A 16,654-nucleotide genomic window follows, 5' to 3' on the forward strand; every position below is an offset into this window, starting at 1 on the left:
TGAGCCTGGAACGACGGAGACGGTTTAAGATGAACGCTGATCGCAAACGGCAGGCTCGGGAGAAATTCCTGCTTGGCGATATTGTCATGAAAGCAGGCCTGTCGAATGCCGACCGGGCGTTTCTGTTCGGCGGCCTGCTTGAGCTGGCGCGGGTAACAACGGGCTCCGACGAACACCGGCGCCTGCGCGAGATCGGCGCAGAGGCGTTCAAGGCACCACCATATGAGGGCAAGGTATCGGGTGCCCGGGGCAGAACGGAATGGCCGTGAAGGGAAGACTCCATCCGAGCCTGTCGCTGATCCTCGTGCCTATCGCGGTCACGGCCATTACCGTCAATATCGCCGGCTGGCACTGGACGGGATTGGCGAGCGACATGTCACAAAAAACGGCCTACTGGTTCTTGCGGGCAGCGCCTTTACCTGCACTTTTGTTCGGACCCCTCGCGGGCCTGTTGACGGTGTGGGTTTTGCCCATGCATCGCCGAAGGCCGATCGCCATCACGAGCCTTCTGTGCTTTCTCAGCGTTGCCGGCTTTTATGGTTTCAGAGAATACGGGCGTCTTTCCCCATTCGTGGAACGTGGTGTGATCGACTGGCACGATGCGCTTTCCTATCTCGACATGATTTTCGTGCTGGGGGCTTTGGGGGGCTTCATGGCGGTCGCTGCCTCGGCGCGCCTCTCCGTCGTCGTTCCCGAGCAGGTCAAGCGGGCACGGCGCGCAACCTTCGGCAATGCGGACTGGCTGTCGATGCCGGCGGCCGGAAAACTGCTTCCGGCGGACGGCGAAATTGTCGTCGGCGAACGTTACCGCGTCGACAAAGATGTCGCCCATGAGCTGCCCTTCGATCCGAAGGACCGATCAACATGGGGACAAGGCGGCAAAGCCCCGCTCCTGACCTACAAACAGGACTTCGATTCCACCCATATGCTCTTTTTTGCCGGATCGGGCGGATACAAGACCACCAGCAACGTCGTGCCGACGGCACTGCGTTATACCGGGCCGCTGATCTGCCTCGATCCTTCCACCGAGGTCGCACCGATGGTGGTCGAGCACCGCACCCGCGCACTCGGCCGTGAAGTCATGGTGCTCGATCCGGCAAACCCGATCATGGGCTTTAACGTGCTCGATGGCATCGAGACATCGAGACAGAAGGAAGAGGATATTGTCGCGGTCGCCCATATGCTCCTGTCCGAGAGCATGCGTTTTGAAAGCTCGAGCGGCGCATATTTTCAAGGTCAGGCCCACAATCTTCTGACGGGACTCCTCGCCCACGTCATGTTGTCGCCAGAATATTCCGGAAGGCGCCACCTGCGCAGCTTGCGTCAGATCGTCTCCGAACCCGAGCCCTCGGTTCTCGCTATGTTGCGCGACATCCAGGAGAATTCCGCCTCCGCCTTCATCCGCGAAACCCTGGGCGTGTTTACCAATATGACCGAACAGACATTCTCCGGCGTCTATTCAACGGCGTCAAAGGATACGCAATGGCTGTCACTCGAGAGCTATGCGGCGCTCGTCTGCGGCAATGCTTTTAGATCAAGCGACATCGTCACCGGAACCAAAGACGTCTTCCTGAATATCCCGGCGTCGATCCTGCGCTCTTATCCGGGCATCGGCCGAGTGATCATTGGCGCGCTAATCAATGCGATGATCCAGGCTGATGGCGGCTTCACGCGACGGGCGCTATTCATGCTTGATGAGGTAGACCTGCTCGGCTACATGCGTGTTCTCGAAGAGGCGCGTGATCGCGGGCGCAAGTACGGAATCTCGATGATGCTGATGTACCAGTCCATCGGTCAACTTGAGCGGCATTTCGGGAAGGACGGCGCAACCTCGTGGATCGATGGATGCGCATTTGCCTCCTACGCGGGGATCAAGGCACTCGATACGGCGCGTAGCGTTTCGGCACAATGCGGCGAGATGACGGTCGAGGTGAAGGGAAGTTCGCGCAACACAGGCTGGGATACGAAGAACAGCGCGTCGCGGAAATCGGAGAATTTGAGCTTCCAGCGGCGTCCGCTGATTATGCCGCATGAAATCATGCAGTCGATGCGCAAGGACGAGCAGATCATCATCGTCCAGGGCCACAACCCGATCCGCTGCGGTCGCGCCATCTACTTTCGGCGCAAGGACATGAACACGATCGTCAGGACCAATCGCTTCTTCAAGCCCGGTCCGTAAGCTCAACCGTCCGGCGGATTATTTACAACTGTGTGGTGAGGTGCTCAACATCCTGTCGAACGCTAAGCGCGTCGAGGTCGTGCTGGCACTGTCCAACAATGAGCAGAGCGTGAAGCAGTTGGCCCATCAAGTCGATTTATCACAATCAGCGCTTTCTCAGCATCTCGCAAAAATGCGCGAGGCGGGTGTTGTTGAAACGCGACGCCACGGCCTTGTCGTCTATTATCGGGTGACAATGCCAGAGCTCATAGGGTTGTTAAAAGAGGCGGTTCTTTTCGTGAAGTCGAATGCCAAAGAGGCATTGTGGCCTGCATTCGTTTTTTCCGGCAGCCTTTGAACTTTCATTCCTTTAAGTGCTTCGACTATCTTCTGATAGCGGGTCAGATGGCAGCCAGACAGTCTGCACTGAAATATTCTTCAACCCGCCGCTTTGCAGGGCCTTCTCTGTTTCGCTGAGCGAGAGTTTTGACGCGGACGCCATTGGCCGAATGGCGCCACCTGAGTCAACGCAGGCGCCGAAGGCGACATATGAAACTGAATTTGCGATGCGACTGCCGCACACGAACCGTTTGCAGGCTGGTCACGCATCGCAAGGATCGTCGTGTGAATGTGCTCAGATCACATGCCTTGCCCCGGGGCGTCCCTTCAGGCGAGAGGAGAGTCGTACCTCGCAAGGGTTTGGCGCCCTTTTTTTTCAGTAGGAGCTGGCTCAATCCACTCAATCATCACCACAATGAATCGGTCCGGGCGGATTGATTCAAAGAAGTCGTTGGACGGGTCCTTCGAAGGGCGCGAGACTTCGGTCATGGAAATCAAGGATACGAGTACAGTTCATCTTCGCCGAATTGATCCGTCGCAGAACATGCGGCGCTTCTATGGGCTCGCGATCCAGCCGACGCTCTTCGGTGGTGCGTCGGTCATCCGCCACTGGGGCCGGATAGGCACGAGCGGCCAGTCGAAGATCGAGACCTTCGACAGCGAGCAGGATGCCGCAAGGGCGGCAACGCGGCTCCAAAAAGCAAAACGTCGCAGGGGATATCGTGATGATGGCACGGCCTGAAGGCTCGTGACACGGCGGAAATCGTCGATTTCCGGTGGATTCAGGACGGCGGAGCATTCTTCCCCCTACCATCGACCCGGCCCGGTTGCGATACCAGAAGGATCATCAATCGGACAAGGAGATTCAATCATGACGACAGCAACCGAGATCGCGGACAAGATCGCCGGCGAGCAGAACCTGACGAAGGCGCAGGCAAAAGCGATCGTCGACAGCGTGTTCCGGCAGATCACCGAAGCGGCGAAAAACGGAGCGGAGACGAACGTGCCCGGCTTTGGCAAATTCAAGGTGAAGGAGACGCCGGCACGTGAAGGCCGCAATCCGGCCACGGGGGAGACGATCAAGATCGCGGCATCCAGAAAACTGACCTTCGCCTCAGCGAAGGCCGTAAAGGACGCGCTTAACGGCTGACGTCGAGAAACGCGTCTGAAGCGCGATGCCGCCTTTGAAGGGCGGCTCGTTCCTGAAGGAGGCAGTCTATGCGGCCGTGTGCTGATCGATCGCCATTGGTCATCTCGTGATATAGTGAAAGACGCGGCCGGCCTTGATGGCTGATCGTATGGATCAAGGAGGGCGGGATGCGACGGCCGGAGGCGGCGGGTGGGGGGCCGATTCCTGCCGCGGTCCGGTAGCACTTACAACGCTCTCGACCTGCGCGTATCTTATCTCTGTCGATCATAAGCAGCTTACTGGTTGAAGACTTGGGAGAAAAGACGTATATACAAAACGGTATATACAGAAAGGAGCGAACACCATGCCCCATGTCGCCCGCGTATTTCAGTCCGGCAACTCTCAGGCAGTTCGGCTGCCGAAAGAATTTCGTTTCGACGTCGATAGTGTGGAAATAACCCAGGAGGGCGATGCACTTATTTTGCGCCCGCACATTGAGCGTGGTGAGGCATGGTCGTCCCTGAAAGCTGCGATGGCGCGCAGCGTAAGCGACGATTTTATGAAAGAGGGGCGCGATCAGCCAAAACCACAGGACCGGCCAGCGATTGATACGGTGTTTCCGTGATCTCGCATCTTCTCGACACGAATGCCGTCATTGCATTGATTGGCCGCCGATCGGACAAGTTAGCCAATCGCGTCCTTCAGAACGCTGAAGGAACGATCGGCCTGCCATCGATCGTCGCACATGAATTATATTTTGGAGCCCAGAAGAGCGCGAAGGTCCAGCACAATCTGGAAACATTGCGCTTGTTGTTTTCGGATTTTCCGATCCTCGACTTCGATCAACGCGACGCTTTTGTCGCGGGGGAAATCCGGGCGGCCCTCGCCGTAAAGGGAACGCCTATTGGTCCCTACGACGTATTGATAGCAGGTCAGGCCAAGGCTCGGGGTCTCATGCTCGTCACCAACAATCTCGGCGAGTTCAGTCGGGTAGATGGATTGCGCGTTGAAGACTGGTCGACAGAATAATCGACGAAGAGAGGAGCGTCGCTGGTCAGACGATGAAACAGAGTTTGGCATGGCACCCTGGTCGATTGCAATATCCTGAGCGAACTGTTGTATCCGTCAGTGGAACATCATCCATGCCCGGCGTTGCCATGTCCATTCTCCGTGGCATGGTGATCAGCGTCTCTTTCCGACAACCGCGACCCGCCGCAAGAACACTCGTCCTTTCCCGCCGCCGCATCTGCCGTAAGCAACGCCTTCGATCAGGCTGCTTAAATTTGCCTTCTTGCTGGCAGCGGCCTTCCGTGAGTTGCCCGAGAGAAAGTTCAGCACCTGATACTGCTTCTGCAGCGTCAACCGATATCTATCCGCACGCGCCGATCAACCTTGGGTGCCGGACGCAAGCCCGTCCCGGTAATAGATCTCGGTCACCCGAAACCGCCCGTCGATCCGCTTGCACTGGATGATGATATCAATCGCAATCTTCAGCATTTCCAGAATGTCGTGCCGTTCGAGGTCGCGACCGCCTTCCGACTCTTTCACCAGCAATGTGAGTTGCTCAAACGCGAGGTGTGCAGAATCGGCGTGCACAGTCGTGATAGAACCGGGATGCCCGGAATTCACGTTCCGTACATAGTAAAACGCCGTTCCGTCCCGAAGCTCCTGCAGCAGGATCCGGTCCGGGCGCATACGAAGGCACGATTCCAACAGCTCCCTGGCCCCGATCTTCGCAGTCCCCTGACGGCCCTTCGAATAAATGAGACGGACGTGGTTGGGCTGCGGAATGACTAGTTCCGGCGTATCCTCGATGGAAATGATACGTTCGGTATCCGGTATATGCTGGATCAACGCTTTGGACAGCGTCGTCTTGCCCGATCCGGTTGCCCCGGAAATGATGATGTTTTTCCGCGCAAGCACCGCTTCCCGAAGGAACTGCTTATGAGCGCCGGCGCGATGAAGACCGGACAAGCGCTGATCCGGCCGCCCGTGAACCTCTCCTGTGCAAGCCACCTCCGCAAACAGTCCGCCGTCGTCAAGATCGTCGAGGTCAAGCGACACCGCGGACGGCTTGCGGATGGTAATGCTGACAAGTCCCCGTGTCGTCGCCGGCGGAATTACGATCTGGATTCGTTCGTCGTCGGGCAAAGTCGCCGACAGGATCGGCCGGGTTTCATCAATCGATTGACTGGAGTAGCTTGCCACCGCCCGGGCGAGACGCATGAGCCGGTCATAGTCAAGTTGCGGCATATCGTGGGTTTGCCATCCATTCTCTCCTTCTGTCATGACCTCGCCGGGCTTGTTGACAATGACCTCATAGAGCGTTTTGTCGCGAAGGAATGGCGAAAGCGGCCGCAGCAGTTCACGCACGACACCGGTGTCCGCCGTTTCGGTCATCGCAGCACCTACTTGGTCACAAGCGTCGAGCCCGGGGCAAAGTCGCCCAGAACGGCGCGGTCGTAGACACGGTTTTGCGGCTCGGTGACGCGAAGGCGGTAGACGCTGGAAAAATCGAGATCGCGCGCCACGAAGATCGAAACCAGGCCTCCCTGATGTTTCAACAGGGTCGGTGGGATATTGATCGACTGCTCGACTGCAATTGCCGCGGCCTGCTGACCGGCGCTCGTGGTATTTTGTGCATCGACGTCGCTATCCCGCAAACGGCTGTCGGCATAGGACGTTACGTCACCAACAATCGATAACAGGATGGCGCTGCCGAACCGTTCCCACCAATGTGTCTCGACAAAGCCATCCATTCCGGCGCGACCCAGGGCATCGGTTGCCGGCGACGCCAGGGTAATGATCACCCCCTTCGGCGTCTTTGCCCGGTTCCAGAGAACAAACAGCCGCTTCTGGCCCCGGCGCAATCCACCGCGATATTCCCCGACGACCTGCGTTCCTTTCTCCATCAGTACGACGCGGCCGTTGTCGGAAAGGACATCACGGTTGATGACGCAGCTGGTGAAACCCGGTTGATCTGATGAAAGCGCCGTTTCGAGCACACAAGGGATGGAGGTTCCCATCGCGACGATGAAATCACGGTTTCCAAGCGTGCCGGCGCGTGAACCCTGCAATTGAGTCGGCGCCAGCATGCGGTTGAAGCGCTGATCCTCGTTTTCCCCTTGCCCCGTAAAGCTGCCCGGCGTGTTCGCGAGCGGGACATAGCTCGAGTTGAGATTGGGGTCGGCCTCCCGCTGTCGGCTGGCGGTAGGCGCCTTTCCCGCACCATAGGCCATTACCGGCGCGCGTCGCGCTGCGTCGAGCAGCTTGTCGTCGTCGGTCGGCGCATTTGCGACGACGACGGGTGCCGGCAGCTGGACTTCGGCTGGCTTCACAACGGGCTGGACCGGCTCCTTTGCCGGCTCGAAATTCGACGTCTGACGGATGACGACGCGCTCTGGCTGCGCGCCATTCGTCGGCGGGTTCGTCCCGCCCATCGACCAGAGAGAAAAGGTAACGAAGAGAACGATCGCCAAGGCAACAGCGCCACGCTTGAGGACTGGGTTGTTGTCGATCCGCCGGCCGGTCGATGTTTCAGCACGCTCGCCAGGGATATGGGTGATTTCTTCCTCGGCCATGACAGCTCCTATCGCGCTGGGGACGACGCGGCCTTGACGACACGCTCGACCGACGGCGACGTCGTGTTCGTCCCGGGATTGATGCCGACACGATCGTAGGCCTCGTTGAAGACGCACAGGACATCGCCGCCCCGGCGCAGGATAAACTTGCGACCGATTGCGTGGACAAGCACCAGATTGCCGTCGACGGATTTTGGAACCAGGCTTTCGCTGCCGTCCGAACTCTCCATATAGATCGCCGGCATTTCCTGATTACCGGCAAAGGCAAATGTGGTGACCTTGCCGTTGTCGAAGACGGACTGAGGTTCAAGCGTCTGTGCGCCTTGCGCCGAGTACCGCCAGTTGCGGGGTCCGTAGGCCTCATGAAGAGACAGAACACGATCTGCTTCACTCGCCTGCGCTGCCTGGGCGCGAGCGGCAGCGACCTCTCTCCGACGCTCAGCTTCATCGGCCGGATAGCGATATTTTACGTAGAAATATGTGTTCTGCCCGGCCTCCACGCTGCCGTCGCGGACAGTCAGTTCCATCTGGTAGCTGCGCGTCGAACCATCCCGTCTGGTCGTCACGACGGAGATATTGGTCACCGGCTGGTTTTCGCGCGGTTTCAGAAACAGGATATTCCCGGCAGGTGCGACCTCCCATGCCACGCTGTTGCCGAGCGCCACATGAGCGATCTCCTCATCGACCGCGAACTCCACCTGCACCGATGAACGCAGCGTGCCAATGACGCGGGTGATGTTGTAGGGTTGGTAGTCGATAAATCGGACCCGGCTGTCCTGAGACGCACCGCGCGGTATCTCCAAAGATGAGGCCGTGGAGGAACAGCTGGCAATTACGAAAAGAACGATCAGAAATCTCTGTTTCAATTGATCGCCTCCGGATCGGCGCGATAGTCGCTGACGACGAATCCCAGGGGATTGATCAGCCGGTCGGAGGAAGACATCGGCGCGTTGACATAGGAGAAGGTAAGTGTCGCGACCCAATGGGTGGTGCGCACCTCGTCACCTCGGGTGACGGTTCGTACGTATCGGACCGATGCCACATTGCCGTTGATCAAGGAGATCGATACGATGTTGATCCGTGCGGTAGCGCTGCGCCCATAGATATTTTGCGGAGAATCCGGGTTGCTGCCACGGTAAGACGCCGCAAAGCGGGACTGCTCGGGCTGCGTCGACAGGAGGGCCACCGTCCGGAAATTCTCCTCTCCCTCGCTCCAGACATAGCCTTCGCGTGCGCGAACGTATCTGGCCGCGAAGAATTTCGTCACGGCTTCATCATAAGTGCCGGCGATCGAGGTCAACGGCGACACCACGTCAACGATTCCGGTCGAATTGTCGACCCGAATGACAAAAGGCTCTACCGTCTTCAAAGGGGTGAGCCCGGCAATCGCAAAGACGGAGATAACGGCAGTGACGCTGGCCGAAATCGCGACGAACCAGGCGATGCGGGCCGAGCGCTCGACCTGAATGAGCCGATCTTGGTCGAAGCGTCGCGCCCTGTCGAAATAGTTCTGGAGGCTGTCGGTATTGACCATCTCAGTTGCCCTCACATGGACGGTATAAATCCGCGGAATCGAAGCGTGCAAATACGGCCGTCTTCTCGGCGGCCGGTTCTTTTACAAAAGGCACCGCGCGGCTCTCCGATTTGCGAGAGATTTCGTTGGCCGGCGCTTGCTGCCGGCCCTCATCCTCACTCTGCCATAGGGAGCGGTTCAGCTGACGCCGGGAATAACCGTCACATTTGGGCAGCGGGTAGGAAATCGAGGCGCAACCGGAAAGGCTGGTGCCGAGCAAAAGCAGCAGGAGAATACGGTTCATCTAAAGCTAACCTGTCCCATGTCATTGATATCGAGGCGGTCATTCCGTCCGGTTCGCGGTCAACCGGCGGCCCATAGCGCGTGAGCCGCGTCCGACCGCCCTTGCCGTGCGTGAGGCCGCCCAGGCGAGCGTGCTTTCATGCGCATCACGGGCCGCGCTATAGCCGTAGGTCAGCGACGCCCCACCAGCGGCAAGCGCGGAGGCGATCCCGGGTAGCTGGTAGAAGACATAGAGCGCAGCGATGCAGATGGCGCAAAGCGCAATCGGCCGCATTAGTACATCGCTATATCCCTCGATCGCGGTAAAGGTGGTGTCGATACAGGTAATCAGCAGCGAGCCGATGGCCACCACCAGCACCTGAAGGATGACGAAGTTCACAAGCTGGCCAATCCAGGATTCAGTGAACCGGCGCGTCGACTCGAACATCGCGAGTGCGATGAAAATCGGCCCGATAGCGAGCACGATGGCGAGCGCCAGACGCGCATAGAGCGAGACGATGTAGCCGATCGCAGCGACGAGGAAACTTGCGCCGATCACCAGCATACCGCCAATGGCGGTTATGATATCAATCGGCCAAGAGGCGCGCGACCAAATTTCGTAAGCACAGTTCTGGCCCTTGTCGAGCAAACTGTCGAAGGTCGATGCGCTGGGAGATGTCCCCGAGTTCAGCGCCTCGGCAATCTCCTTCGGCAGGGTTTCAAAAAAGATGCTGGTGACATAGATCTGGTAGTCGCTGGCGTTGCGCACCAGCATGACGATAATGGCGAGTTTTATGGCCCGGAACGCGAACTCCAGGATCGGCTCCTGCACCGTGCCGCGCAGCACGAGATAGCCGTAGAGGACGACATAAAGCGTCAGCGCCGCCGTGAGCGGGCCAACAACCCAGTTGGCAATGTTCGAGGTGCCGGTGGAAATGAAGTTTTCGAGTGGCGCCTTGAACTGACCGTCGACGAAACTGAATACCTCATACATCGGTCAGCCTCCAAGCGACTTGCGCATGCGTTCGAGGCGGAGTTTGCCATCGGCGGCCTCGGCATTACGGCAATTGGCTGTGTCGCGGAGTTCACCGGGATTGTTTCGGCATTTCCCGATGGTTTTCGTCAGCAATTCCTCGTCGGCGACCAGTTCGTCGACAGTGTAGACTTTCTCCCCTTCGGCGGAGCAAGCCGACAGGAGAAGCATCGCTATAGCGGAAACGAGCCATCTCATTTAAGCGCTGCTCCCATGGTGTCCATGCGCTGGCGCCAATCCTCAGCCTTGCGCTGCTCTTCGACCTGCACATGGGCCTGCTGAACCATCTGCAGACCCTGCATGCGAAGCACGTCAGTCTGCAGAAAGGCTGTTTCAGCCTGCAGGCGGGCCTGCAGATCGGCTATGTCCTTGGCATCTGCAGCACTGGAGATTTTCTGACGAAGTTCGTCGATGCCGTCGATCCGCTTGGTGGCTGCGTCATAGATTTGCTGGCCGAGACTCATCTGTCCGGCGTTCCTGTCCTGGGCGCGTGAGAGTTCCTGTGCGTAAAAATCGTTCGCGCTGGTGCGGTAGGTGGAGTTGCCCTCAAGGAACTTTGACGCGGAATCGCCGAACACGCCGCCCCCGGTGCCGCTGAGCAGGCTTTCGATGGCAGTGAAGTCCTGCGGCAGTGCCCTTCGGATCGCTGAATCATTCAGCAGGCTTGCGACATTGGCCATGTCGGTGATCTTGTTCAGCGAACCGTAAAGCTCCTGCGCCTGTGAGATCTGTTGATTGAGCGCATCGAGTTGCGACTTGAGCTGAGCGATGCTCTCGATCTGCTTGGCGATCGCCGCCTGGTCTGTAACAGGAATGCCCTGGGCGTCAGCGAGACCGGCCGACGCCAGCAGCATGACGGTTGCCAGGAGGAGCCTTGTCCTTGAGGTACGGATCATGGTGTCTTCCTTCTTTGCTGGAACACGGTTAACCAGTCCCCGCCGTCTTCGCCGATTTCAGTGCGGATGGCATCCGCCAGTTCCACATTCACTGTCCGGCCCGACAGGATCGCGAGTTCGTCGTCGAAACCGTTGAGATTGAGTTCGGCCACCACGCTGTTGTGGCCCTGCTTGACGATGAAGCGACGGCTCTCGAGCGAAAGCTCGCGGGAAATCAATTCAAATTCGCGTTCAGTCAGCTTGAAGCCATCGACATAATCTGCGTGGTCGCCGCGCGGATTGGGCAGAAAAATCTGCGTGGGGCATTGTTCGATAATCGTGTGGGCGATCGGTGAGACGATGGCGTCGCGTGGGCTCTGGGTTGCAAACAGCATGAGACCGTTCTGCTTGCGGATCGTCTTCAGCTTGTTCTGGGCGAGATCAAGAAAACCTTCGTCCTGCAACGCCTTCCAGAACTCGTCGATGACGATGATGATGCGGCGACCGTCGATCAGCTGCTCAATGCGATAGAACAGATAGGCCATCAATGGCCTGCGGATTTCCCCGTTGTCGAGGAATTCGGTCATGTCGTAGCCGATGAACTTGGCATCGATCCCGATATCATCCAGATCGTTGTCGAAGACCCAGCCGAGGGGCCCTCCCCTCTCCCAGCGCCGCAAGCGTGAGGCAATACCTTCGGGATCGGTATTGTCGAGGAAGGCGCGCAGGGCGCCGATGGAGCGGCGCTCAACGGGAAGGTCCGCCAGACCATCAACAGCTGAAGCAATATCCCGCAGCTCGCTGACATTCAGTTCCCGTGTCGCCGCTCCCGCAAGCCTGCCGACCCAGCGGGCGAGGAATATCCTGTTCTCTGGCGTCAGATCAAGGGCCTTCAGCGGCGCGCAACCGGTCGGAACGCCATTCCTGAGCGGCAGATAAGTGCCGCCGGCCGCGCGAACGAACAGATCCGCGCCCCGGTCCTTGTCGAAAAACACCATGTGGGGATCGTGCTTTTCGAGTTGTGAGAGCATGAAGTTGAGGAGCACCGTCTTGCCCGCTCCAGACGGGCCGCAGACAAAGGTGTTGCCGAGATCACTGTGATGGAAATTGAAATAAAATGGCGAGCCCGAGGCGGTCTTCAACATCGCGACGGCCGGTCCCCATTCATTGCCGTCCCTCCGGCCGGTCGGGTAGGAATGATAGGGAGAAAGGGCCGCGAAGTTTTGCGAGGTGATCGCACCTGAGCGGGCACGATAACGGAGATTGCCCGGCAGTTGCGCCCACCAGGCGGCCTCGAGCCCGAGATCCTCACGGGCGACGACCGCGCCGCCGTTGGTCAGTTGCGCGCGTGCCTTCGCCATGTGGTCGGTCAGTTCCTTGACGGTCGGAGCGAAAACCGCAAGGCCGAGATGATGTTCGCCCATCACGAAGCGGTTGGATTCGAGATCGTCCATCGCCTCAGTGAGCTCCTCGATCTGTGAGGCGGCCTTGTCGGCGGCGCTGACCATCTGGTTCTGCTTGCGGCCCATGATCGTGCGGGCGTCTGCTTTGGACATAAAGGCGAAAGACTGCGTCAGGACGAGCTCGAACGGCGCGGTCAGGATGCCATCGAGCATGCCGCTGCGCGTGGTCGCCGGATATTCCTTGAAGCCGAACATTCCCGCGTAGCGGGTTTCCGCTTCAAGGCGGATCTCGACTGTCTCGCGACCGAAGATCACCCGGTCCGAATAGATTGCCGAGGAAATGCGCCCTTCTGTCAAAGGCAAGGCTTCCCGCCGCCCGCCGACAAGCTGGTGTAGAAACTCGCTCGGCTCAGAGAATAGGATTCCATCATGCTCATGGAGCGACAGAACGCGGGCCCCGAAACGCTTCAGCCCGGCAGTAACGTCGATCACCTTGTCTTGCAGATGCTTGAGCGCCAATTCGTCCAGCTCAATGCCGGAGCGGCGCGCCTTGCGCAGGCGCGACAGAAGATTCGCGGCTTTCTCGGCGGGATCACGGCTCGCGGACCAGACGAGGCTCAGATAAAGATCGTTGCGGAAGAGGTCCTCGTGCACCATTCGCTCACGGTATCTGGTGTTTAGGCCGTCTGAAAACCGATTGGCAAAGCGCCCTTCGGGATAAGCGTTCTCGCGTCGGCGGATGACATGCGTCCAGAGCGTCAGCCGCTCGTCGGCGATATTGCGGTAGAGCGTATTGAGGCTGCGATGCAGACCGTTGAGATCGAGAATGTCGGCAGTCTCGAAGGAGACACCTTCGAGTATGAGCACGCTCATCAGCGCACGGGTCTCAAGCGCGATGGTACTTTCATCGACATGGCGCACATAGGGGATAAAGGTCTCCGGCCCAAGCTCGCGGGACCGCAATGTCGTAAGATCAGGCAAGACTTAGATCCCTTTCGTCGTAGCGCCTTACTAGCCTCAAGGGCGAGAGTGTCGCGCCACCCCAATAGGCGGCGTTGCGGGAACGACCGCGGGTTTCGATCCAGGCGAGCAGGATGCGGAACATGTTGTGGTCGTGCCTGACGAGCGCCCGAAACACGAGGTGGAAGATGATGCCGACAAGCGCATAGGCAATCGATCCCGCTGTGATGTAGAGGATGGTGGTCAGCATGATGTTGATGCCCATCGCTTCCATGGTCACGCCGGCGATCATGGCCGGGCGGGTGCAGGCCACGAACAGCGTGTCCTCCTCAAGGGCGGAAGTGTTCACCATTGACGTCAGCCGCCGACGATGGTGTTGACCAGTTCAGTGGCGCCGAAAATGCCACCTATGCCGATGATCCAGAAACCGGCCTTTCTCAGATCCATGTACCCGAACATCCAGGCAATGCAGATGATGATCACGGCGATGATCGCCAGCAGGCGGGCAATATTTCCGGTGAGCATTGTGACGATGTTCTGCAGCACGCTTTCGATACCGGCGGACTGGGCAAAGGCCGGTTCGACGAGGCAGGCAACGATGGCGATGGCCATCAGCGTCGAGGCCGTGAGGGGACGAAGGCTACTTATCAGGATCATTCAATGCTCCGATCTGTTATTCTGGAAAACGAGAACTGAAGGGCGCCCTCTGGAACGGAACACGTCCCATGATGCGCTCTCTTCGGTTTGGACGACTTTCTTGGGGATTGGCTGACCCAACTGGATTTCAGCCTGCTCCTCGGGGGCATCCTCACGAGCGATTGATCCAGCCGGTCCGCCAGTCGCGAGGGATGCGAGCGTTGCGGAGAGGCGTCTCGCTTCCTTCCGCACCTGCTCGTCATACCTGACCATTTCGCCGACAGAGGGATCATCCCGCCCGTAGAAGGATTGGAGCATCACCGCTTCGGCACGCGCGGGATCAGCACCGAAACGGACAGCGAGGCGATAGTAGCCGTCGAGGAGCGCCGCGGTCGCCCTGAGATTCTGGCACGGGTCGAAGGCATCCGAAATCGAAAGATTGAACTTCTGGAGCTCCTTGATGTCGATCCCGCCTAGTCCGACCTGGATATCCTTGTGGTCGGCGATCAGGGACGTTGCCACCTCAATCGCTTCGGCCTTGCTGGTGGGCTGCGCAGGGAGTGGCACGCCGCTATTGATACGAATATTGAAGGGAAGGAACCTGCTCTCCAGGCTGACGACTGCGGCCAGCGTTTCTACGCGGACCGTGGGCGCGCAGCTCTGCGCGATATCAACGAATGCGGCGTCCATTTGCTCAGTACCAGACACGCTGTCTGCCAACACCGTCGATGGTCACATCGATATAGTGGGGTTGCGATCGCACATTGGGACGCGCGATCGGATAACCCATGCACTGAAGCCGGCCGTCCCGCCGCTGCCATCGTGCAGACCGGACCGAGCTGGAGTCGTCATCGTCACGGCCGGACGAGCAAAGCGAGCCTTCTACCGGCTCGAGAGCGGTTGAAACGCAGGTCGCCTGCTCGCCGCGGGGGCCATAACTGCGCGAAAGCCGAAAGCTATCATTGCAATAATATGGCTCATAGCCGGGCCGGGAACTGTGAAACCCGACACCGCTGCATGTTGGGAATGAATGGCCCTTGGCAAGCGCGCGCCATAGTTTCTGGATGGGGGGCCGGCATTCGGCATACTGGGTCGGCCCGCCGGGACTGGAAAGGCACAGGATTACCTGACATCCCCAGTCATCAGCGCGCGCATTGCTGCCGGAAATCAGATAGGATGACAGCATCCATGAAACGGACAGCAGAAGGCTTTTCATGAATTTGCTCCCCCAAAACAACAAAGCGGCGCCGTGGCACCAGCGCCTGACAGAAACGCCATTGCAATTTAACTGCCGCTTATAACACAGTAAAATAACATGACAAGAGCACTCAAGACGCATTTGCACAATCTCGCCTTTTCCGGGTTGATCCTGCACGAGATCCTCAATCGCACGCTGGAGGACGAAACACCGCAGGCACGACTGAAAGAGATCGGCATGATGACGATCCTTTACACGATGAGCCAGACACACCAGAAGCTAACTCTATCCAAAATAGTTGAAATTACTGGATTGACGCGAAGCGGAGTGAAGGAGACGGTCGATCTTCTCGTCAAGCGGGGTATGCTGCGCGAAACCATGGGAACCAACTCCATGGGACGAGGAACTGCACGTCAATTCGAGATTTCAAACGACCTTCTGAAGAAACTGAGCAGCTTCGACGGCTGACACGACGATCGCATTCAAAGTAACTATTTTGCGACAGTCTAAGAAGTGATTCTGATAGGAGTGGTTGAGCCTCCGGAGCAACCGGCAGGAAATGGCTTGCCCTTGATGCCGCGTATTGACAATGACGTTTGTGCCAACAGGGATCACCGAAATATTTCGCTGCATTGATTGTGTTTGCGCCTCCAATACGGGTCGACAATCCACTGGTAGGACAGCCCGCTAAATTGGCTGAACGTCGATTTTGGAGATCAGTGACGGAATATCCGCCGTGCCTCGCGATCTGGCCATGATCAAGTCCGCCATCCGTTTCGATCTAATGGACGAAAGATTGCGGAAAGCGTTAGAGCAGAAGAGGCCCCGCTGTTGGCGGGGCCTCCGATCTGTCAATCCCGGATTGGGCGTGACCAGATCAGCTGAAGGCCATCTTCGCCTTCCACCTCGGTAAGCGTTGCATAGATCGGAGCCGGGAAGCTCGGATCGTCAAGCTTGACGGAGAGATAGTCGCGACCCTCGCCGGAGGTCTTCTGCCAGGCGGCGCCCAGTTCGACGCTACCGGCGTAGACGCGGAACTGCGGGCCCTTCTCGGAAGGGTTCTCGACCCGGGCGATGCGTGCCTTGATGTTGAGGGCGAGAGTGCGAATGGAGCCGGTGAAGCCGTGTTCGGTAGAGGTGAAGGTGCCGATGGTTGCCATTGTCGTATTCCTTTTCTCATATTCGGGCCGCGCCCATCGCGGCCTCGATGGCTGTCGCAAAGACCGGTGACGATCGGACCGCACCTGAAAGGCCGGAACACAGTGGAGGGCGGCGACTACCACTTTTGTTGGTTCGAGAGGAATGGCGGCGCAGCCGGCAGGGGTAAGAAAAGTGGCCGTGGCCGTTGCGGTAAGACGATCGAGGCGCAGCCGGTCTCCGGTCAGACATGCCTCATCGAGCCCGCGGATGGGTTGCCGGAAACTCTGACGTCAAGGGAGATAGCAATGGCATTCCGCCCCATTTGCCTTGGGCGCCAATGGCATCCTGCGACACGTCCGATTGAACCGCCGTCTCTCCCTGCTTCATCAGGGGACAAGCGCTTCTGC

General features: G+C 58.5%; 22 protein-coding genes. 8 read left to right on the plus strand and 14 right to left on the minus strand.

Annotated features, from left to right (window positions below; all coding sequences use genetic code 11):
• Positions 1–29 precede the first annotated feature (29 nt).
• The 7 genes from AT6N2_RS17670 (at position 30) to AT6N2_RS17700 (ending at position 4,655) form a co-directional block, all read left to right on the plus strand.
• The gene (locus AT6N2_RS17670) at positions 30–269 is read left to right on the plus strand and encodes a conjugal transfer protein TraD (RefSeq protein ID WP_209090468.1); all 240 of its coding nucleotides are present in this window, start codon (positions 30–32) and stop codon (positions 267–269) included.
• The gene (traG, locus tag AT6N2_RS17675) at positions 260–2,179 is read left to right on the plus strand and encodes a Ti-type conjugative transfer system protein TraG (RefSeq protein ID WP_209090469.1); all 1,920 of its coding nucleotides are present in this window, start codon (positions 260–262) and stop codon (positions 2,177–2,179) included. Before AT6N2_RS17670 ends, traG begins: the two co-directional genes overlap by 10 nt.
• Positions 2,180–2,219: 40 nt before the next feature.
• Entirely contained in the window at positions 2,220–2,516 is a 297-nt protein-coding gene (locus tag AT6N2_RS17680) for an ArsR/SmtB family transcription factor (protein ID WP_209090470.1), read from the plus strand.
• Positions 2,517–2,984: 468 nt separating this feature from the next.
• A complete protein-coding gene (locus AT6N2_RS17685) occupies positions 2,985–3,239 on the plus strand; it encodes a WGR domain-containing protein (RefSeq protein WP_209090471.1) in 255 nt (84 codons plus the stop codon).
• Positions 3,240–3,368: 129 nt separating this feature from the next.
• Complete coding sequence (locus AT6N2_RS17690; RefSeq protein ID WP_209090472.1) at positions 3,369–3,647, plus strand: HU family DNA-binding protein; 279 nt, start codon at positions 3,369–3,371, stop codon at positions 3,645–3,647.
• Positions 3,648–3,990: 343 nt separating this feature from the next.
• The gene (locus tag AT6N2_RS17695) at positions 3,991–4,251 is read left to right on the plus strand and encodes an antitoxin (protein ID WP_209090473.1); all 261 of its coding nucleotides are present in this window, start codon (positions 3,991–3,993) and stop codon (positions 4,249–4,251) included.
• The gene (locus AT6N2_RS17700; RefSeq protein ID WP_209090475.1) at positions 4,248–4,655 is read left to right on the plus strand and encodes a type II toxin-antitoxin system VapC family toxin; all 408 of its coding nucleotides are present in this window, start codon (positions 4,248–4,250) and stop codon (positions 4,653–4,655) included. Before AT6N2_RS17695 ends, AT6N2_RS17700 begins: the two co-directional genes overlap by 4 nt.
• A 357-nt stretch (positions 4,656–5,012) precedes the next feature.
• On the opposite strand, the gene virB11 is transcribed toward AT6N2_RS17700, so the two are convergent.
• From virB11 to AT6N2_RS24225, 13 genes are read right to left on the minus strand one after another with little or no spacing between them, the layout of a single operon-like run.
• The gene (virB11, locus tag AT6N2_RS17705) at positions 5,013–6,026 is read right to left on the minus strand and encodes a P-type DNA transfer ATPase VirB11 (protein ID WP_209090477.1); all 1,014 of its coding nucleotides are present in this window, start codon (positions 6,024–6,026) and stop codon (positions 5,013–5,015) included.
• A gap of 8 nt (positions 6,027–6,034) precedes the next feature.
• Positions 6,035–7,207 (minus strand): type IV secretion system protein VirB10, encoded by a 1,173-nt coding sequence (virB10, locus tag AT6N2_RS17710; RefSeq protein WP_209090479.1) that lies wholly within the window; start codon positions 7,205–7,207, stop codon positions 6,035–6,037.
• A gap of 8 nt (positions 7,208–7,215) precedes the next feature.
• Entirely contained in the window at positions 7,216–8,073 is an 858-nt protein-coding gene (virB9, locus tag AT6N2_RS17715) for a P-type conjugative transfer protein VirB9 (protein WP_209090481.1), read from the minus strand.
• Positions 8,070–8,741, minus strand: a complete 672-nt coding sequence (locus tag AT6N2_RS17720; protein WP_209090482.1) for a virB8 family protein — start codon at positions 8,739–8,741, stop codon at positions 8,070–8,072. Before AT6N2_RS17720 ends, virB9 begins: the two co-directional genes overlap by 4 nt.
• Position 8,742: 1 nt before the next feature.
• Positions 8,743–9,024 (minus strand): hypothetical protein, encoded by a 282-nt coding sequence (locus AT6N2_RS17725; protein ID WP_209090483.1) that lies wholly within the window; start codon positions 9,022–9,024, stop codon positions 8,743–8,745.
• A gap of 39 nt (positions 9,025–9,063) precedes the next feature.
• Positions 9,064–9,996 carry a type IV secretion system protein gene (locus tag AT6N2_RS17730; RefSeq protein WP_209090484.1) on the minus strand — a complete coding sequence of 311 codons (933 nt, stop codon included), beginning with the start codon at positions 9,994–9,996 and terminating at the stop codon, positions 9,064–9,066.
• Between the two features lie 3 nt (positions 9,997–9,999).
• Positions 10,000–10,233, minus strand: coding sequence for an EexN family lipoprotein (locus AT6N2_RS17735; RefSeq protein WP_209090485.1), 234 nt, complete (start codon positions 10,231–10,233; stop codon positions 10,000–10,002).
• Entirely contained in the window at positions 10,230–10,931 is a 702-nt protein-coding gene (virB5, locus tag AT6N2_RS17740) for a P-type DNA transfer protein VirB5 (RefSeq protein ID WP_209090486.1), read from the minus strand. The genes AT6N2_RS17735 and virB5 overlap by 4 nt, the downstream gene beginning before the upstream one ends.
• Positions 10,928–13,294, minus strand: coding sequence for a VirB4 family type IV secretion/conjugal transfer ATPase (locus AT6N2_RS17745; protein ID WP_209090487.1), 2,367 nt, complete (start codon positions 13,292–13,294; stop codon positions 10,928–10,930). Before AT6N2_RS17745 ends, virB5 begins: the two co-directional genes overlap by 4 nt.
• Positions 13,287–13,625 (minus strand): type IV secretion system protein VirB3, encoded by a 339-nt coding sequence (locus AT6N2_RS17750; protein WP_209090489.1) that lies wholly within the window; start codon positions 13,623–13,625, stop codon positions 13,287–13,289. Before AT6N2_RS17750 ends, AT6N2_RS17745 begins: the two co-directional genes overlap by 8 nt.
• A 5-nt stretch (positions 13,626–13,630) precedes the next feature.
• A complete protein-coding gene (locus tag AT6N2_RS17755; protein WP_209090490.1) occupies positions 13,631–13,930 on the minus strand; it encodes a TrbC/VirB2 family protein in 300 nt (99 codons plus the stop codon).
• The gene (locus AT6N2_RS17760; protein ID WP_209090491.1) at positions 13,931–14,599 is read right to left on the minus strand and encodes a lytic transglycosylase domain-containing protein; all 669 of its coding nucleotides are present in this window, start codon (positions 14,597–14,599) and stop codon (positions 13,931–13,933) included. It lies immediately after the preceding gene.
• Between the two features lie 4 nt (positions 14,600–14,603).
• Positions 14,604–15,125 (minus strand): hypothetical protein, encoded by a 522-nt coding sequence (locus AT6N2_RS24225; RefSeq protein ID WP_233282527.1) that lies wholly within the window; start codon positions 15,123–15,125, stop codon positions 14,604–14,606.
• A 99-nt stretch (positions 15,126–15,224) separates the two neighbouring features.
• Between AT6N2_RS24225 and AT6N2_RS17765 the strand changes: the two genes are divergently transcribed.
• On the plus strand, positions 15,225–15,575 hold the full coding sequence (locus AT6N2_RS17765; RefSeq protein WP_209090492.1) for a MarR family transcriptional regulator: 351 nt from the start codon (positions 15,225–15,227) through the stop codon (positions 15,573–15,575).
• 383 nt (positions 15,576–15,958) lie between these two features.
• On the opposite strand, the gene AT6N2_RS17770 is transcribed toward AT6N2_RS17765, so the two are convergent.
• On the minus strand, positions 15,959–16,267 hold the full coding sequence (locus AT6N2_RS17770) for a DUF736 domain-containing protein (protein ID WP_209090493.1): 309 nt from the start codon (positions 16,265–16,267) through the stop codon (positions 15,959–15,961).
• Between the last annotated feature and the right edge of the window lie 387 nt (positions 16,268–16,654).

It is taken from the genome of Agrobacterium tumefaciens (assembly GCF_017726655.1).
GTDB classification, from domain to species: Bacteria; Pseudomonadota; Alphaproteobacteria; order Rhizobiales; family Rhizobiaceae; genus Agrobacterium; species Agrobacterium tumefaciens_B.

Coding starts and splice junctions, on each gene's coding strand:
- AT6N2_RS17670 (WP_209090468.1), top strand. CDS start 30: ATGAACGCTGATCGCAAACGGCAGGCTCGGGAGAAATTCCTGCTTGGC.
- traG (WP_209090469.1), top strand. CDS start 260: ATGGCCGTGAAGGGAAGACTCCATCCGAGCCTGTCGCTGATCCTCGTG.
- AT6N2_RS17685 (WP_209090471.1), top strand. CDS start 2,985: ATGGAAATCAAGGATACGAGTACAGTTCATCTTCGCCGAATTGATCCG.
- AT6N2_RS17690 (WP_209090472.1), top strand. CDS start 3,369: ATGACGACAGCAACCGAGATCGCGGACAAGATCGCCGGCGAGCAGAAC.
- AT6N2_RS17695 (WP_209090473.1), top strand. CDS start 3,991: ATGCCCCATGTCGCCCGCGTATTTCAGTCCGGCAACTCTCAGGCAGTT.
- virB11 (WP_209090477.1), bottom strand. CDS start 6,026: ATGACCGAAACGGCGGACACCGGTGTCGTGCGTGAACTGCTGCGGCCG.
- virB10 (WP_209090479.1), bottom strand. CDS start 7,207: ATGGCCGAGGAAGAAATCACCCATATCCCTGGCGAGCGTGCTGAAACA.
- AT6N2_RS17720 (WP_209090482.1), bottom strand. CDS start 8,741: ATGGTCAATACCGACAGCCTCCAGAACTATTTCGACAGGGCGCGACGC.
- AT6N2_RS17725 (WP_209090483.1), bottom strand. CDS start 9,024: ATGAACCGTATTCTCCTGCTGCTTTTGCTCGGCACCAGCCTTTCCGGT.
- AT6N2_RS17730 (WP_209090484.1), bottom strand. CDS start 9,996: ATGTATGAGGTATTCAGTTTCGTCGACGGTCAGTTCAAGGCGCCACTC.
- AT6N2_RS17735 (WP_209090485.1), bottom strand. CDS start 10,233: ATGAGATGGCTCGTTTCCGCTATAGCGATGCTTCTCCTGTCGGCTTGC.
- virB5 (WP_209090486.1), bottom strand. CDS start 10,931: ATGATCCGTACCTCAAGGACAAGGCTCCTCCTGGCAACCGTCATGCTG.
- AT6N2_RS17750 (WP_209090489.1), bottom strand. CDS start 13,625: ATGGTGAACACTTCCGCCCTTGAGGAGGACACGCTGTTCGTGGCCTGC.
- AT6N2_RS17755 (WP_209090490.1), bottom strand. CDS start 13,930: ATGATCCTGATAAGTAGCCTTCGTCCCCTCACGGCCTCGACGCTGATG.
- AT6N2_RS17760 (WP_209090491.1), bottom strand. CDS start 14,599: ATGGACGCCGCATTCGTTGATATCGCGCAGAGCTGCGCGCCCACGGTC.
- AT6N2_RS24225 (WP_233282527.1), bottom strand. CDS start 15,125: ATGAAAAGCCTTCTGCTGTCCGTTTCATGGATGCTGTCATCCTATCTG.
- AT6N2_RS17765 (WP_209090492.1), top strand. CDS start 15,225: ATGACAAGAGCACTCAAGACGCATTTGCACAATCTCGCCTTTTCCGGG.
- AT6N2_RS17770 (WP_209090493.1), bottom strand. CDS start 16,267: ATGGCAACCATCGGCACCTTCACCTCTACCGAACACGGCTTCACCGGC.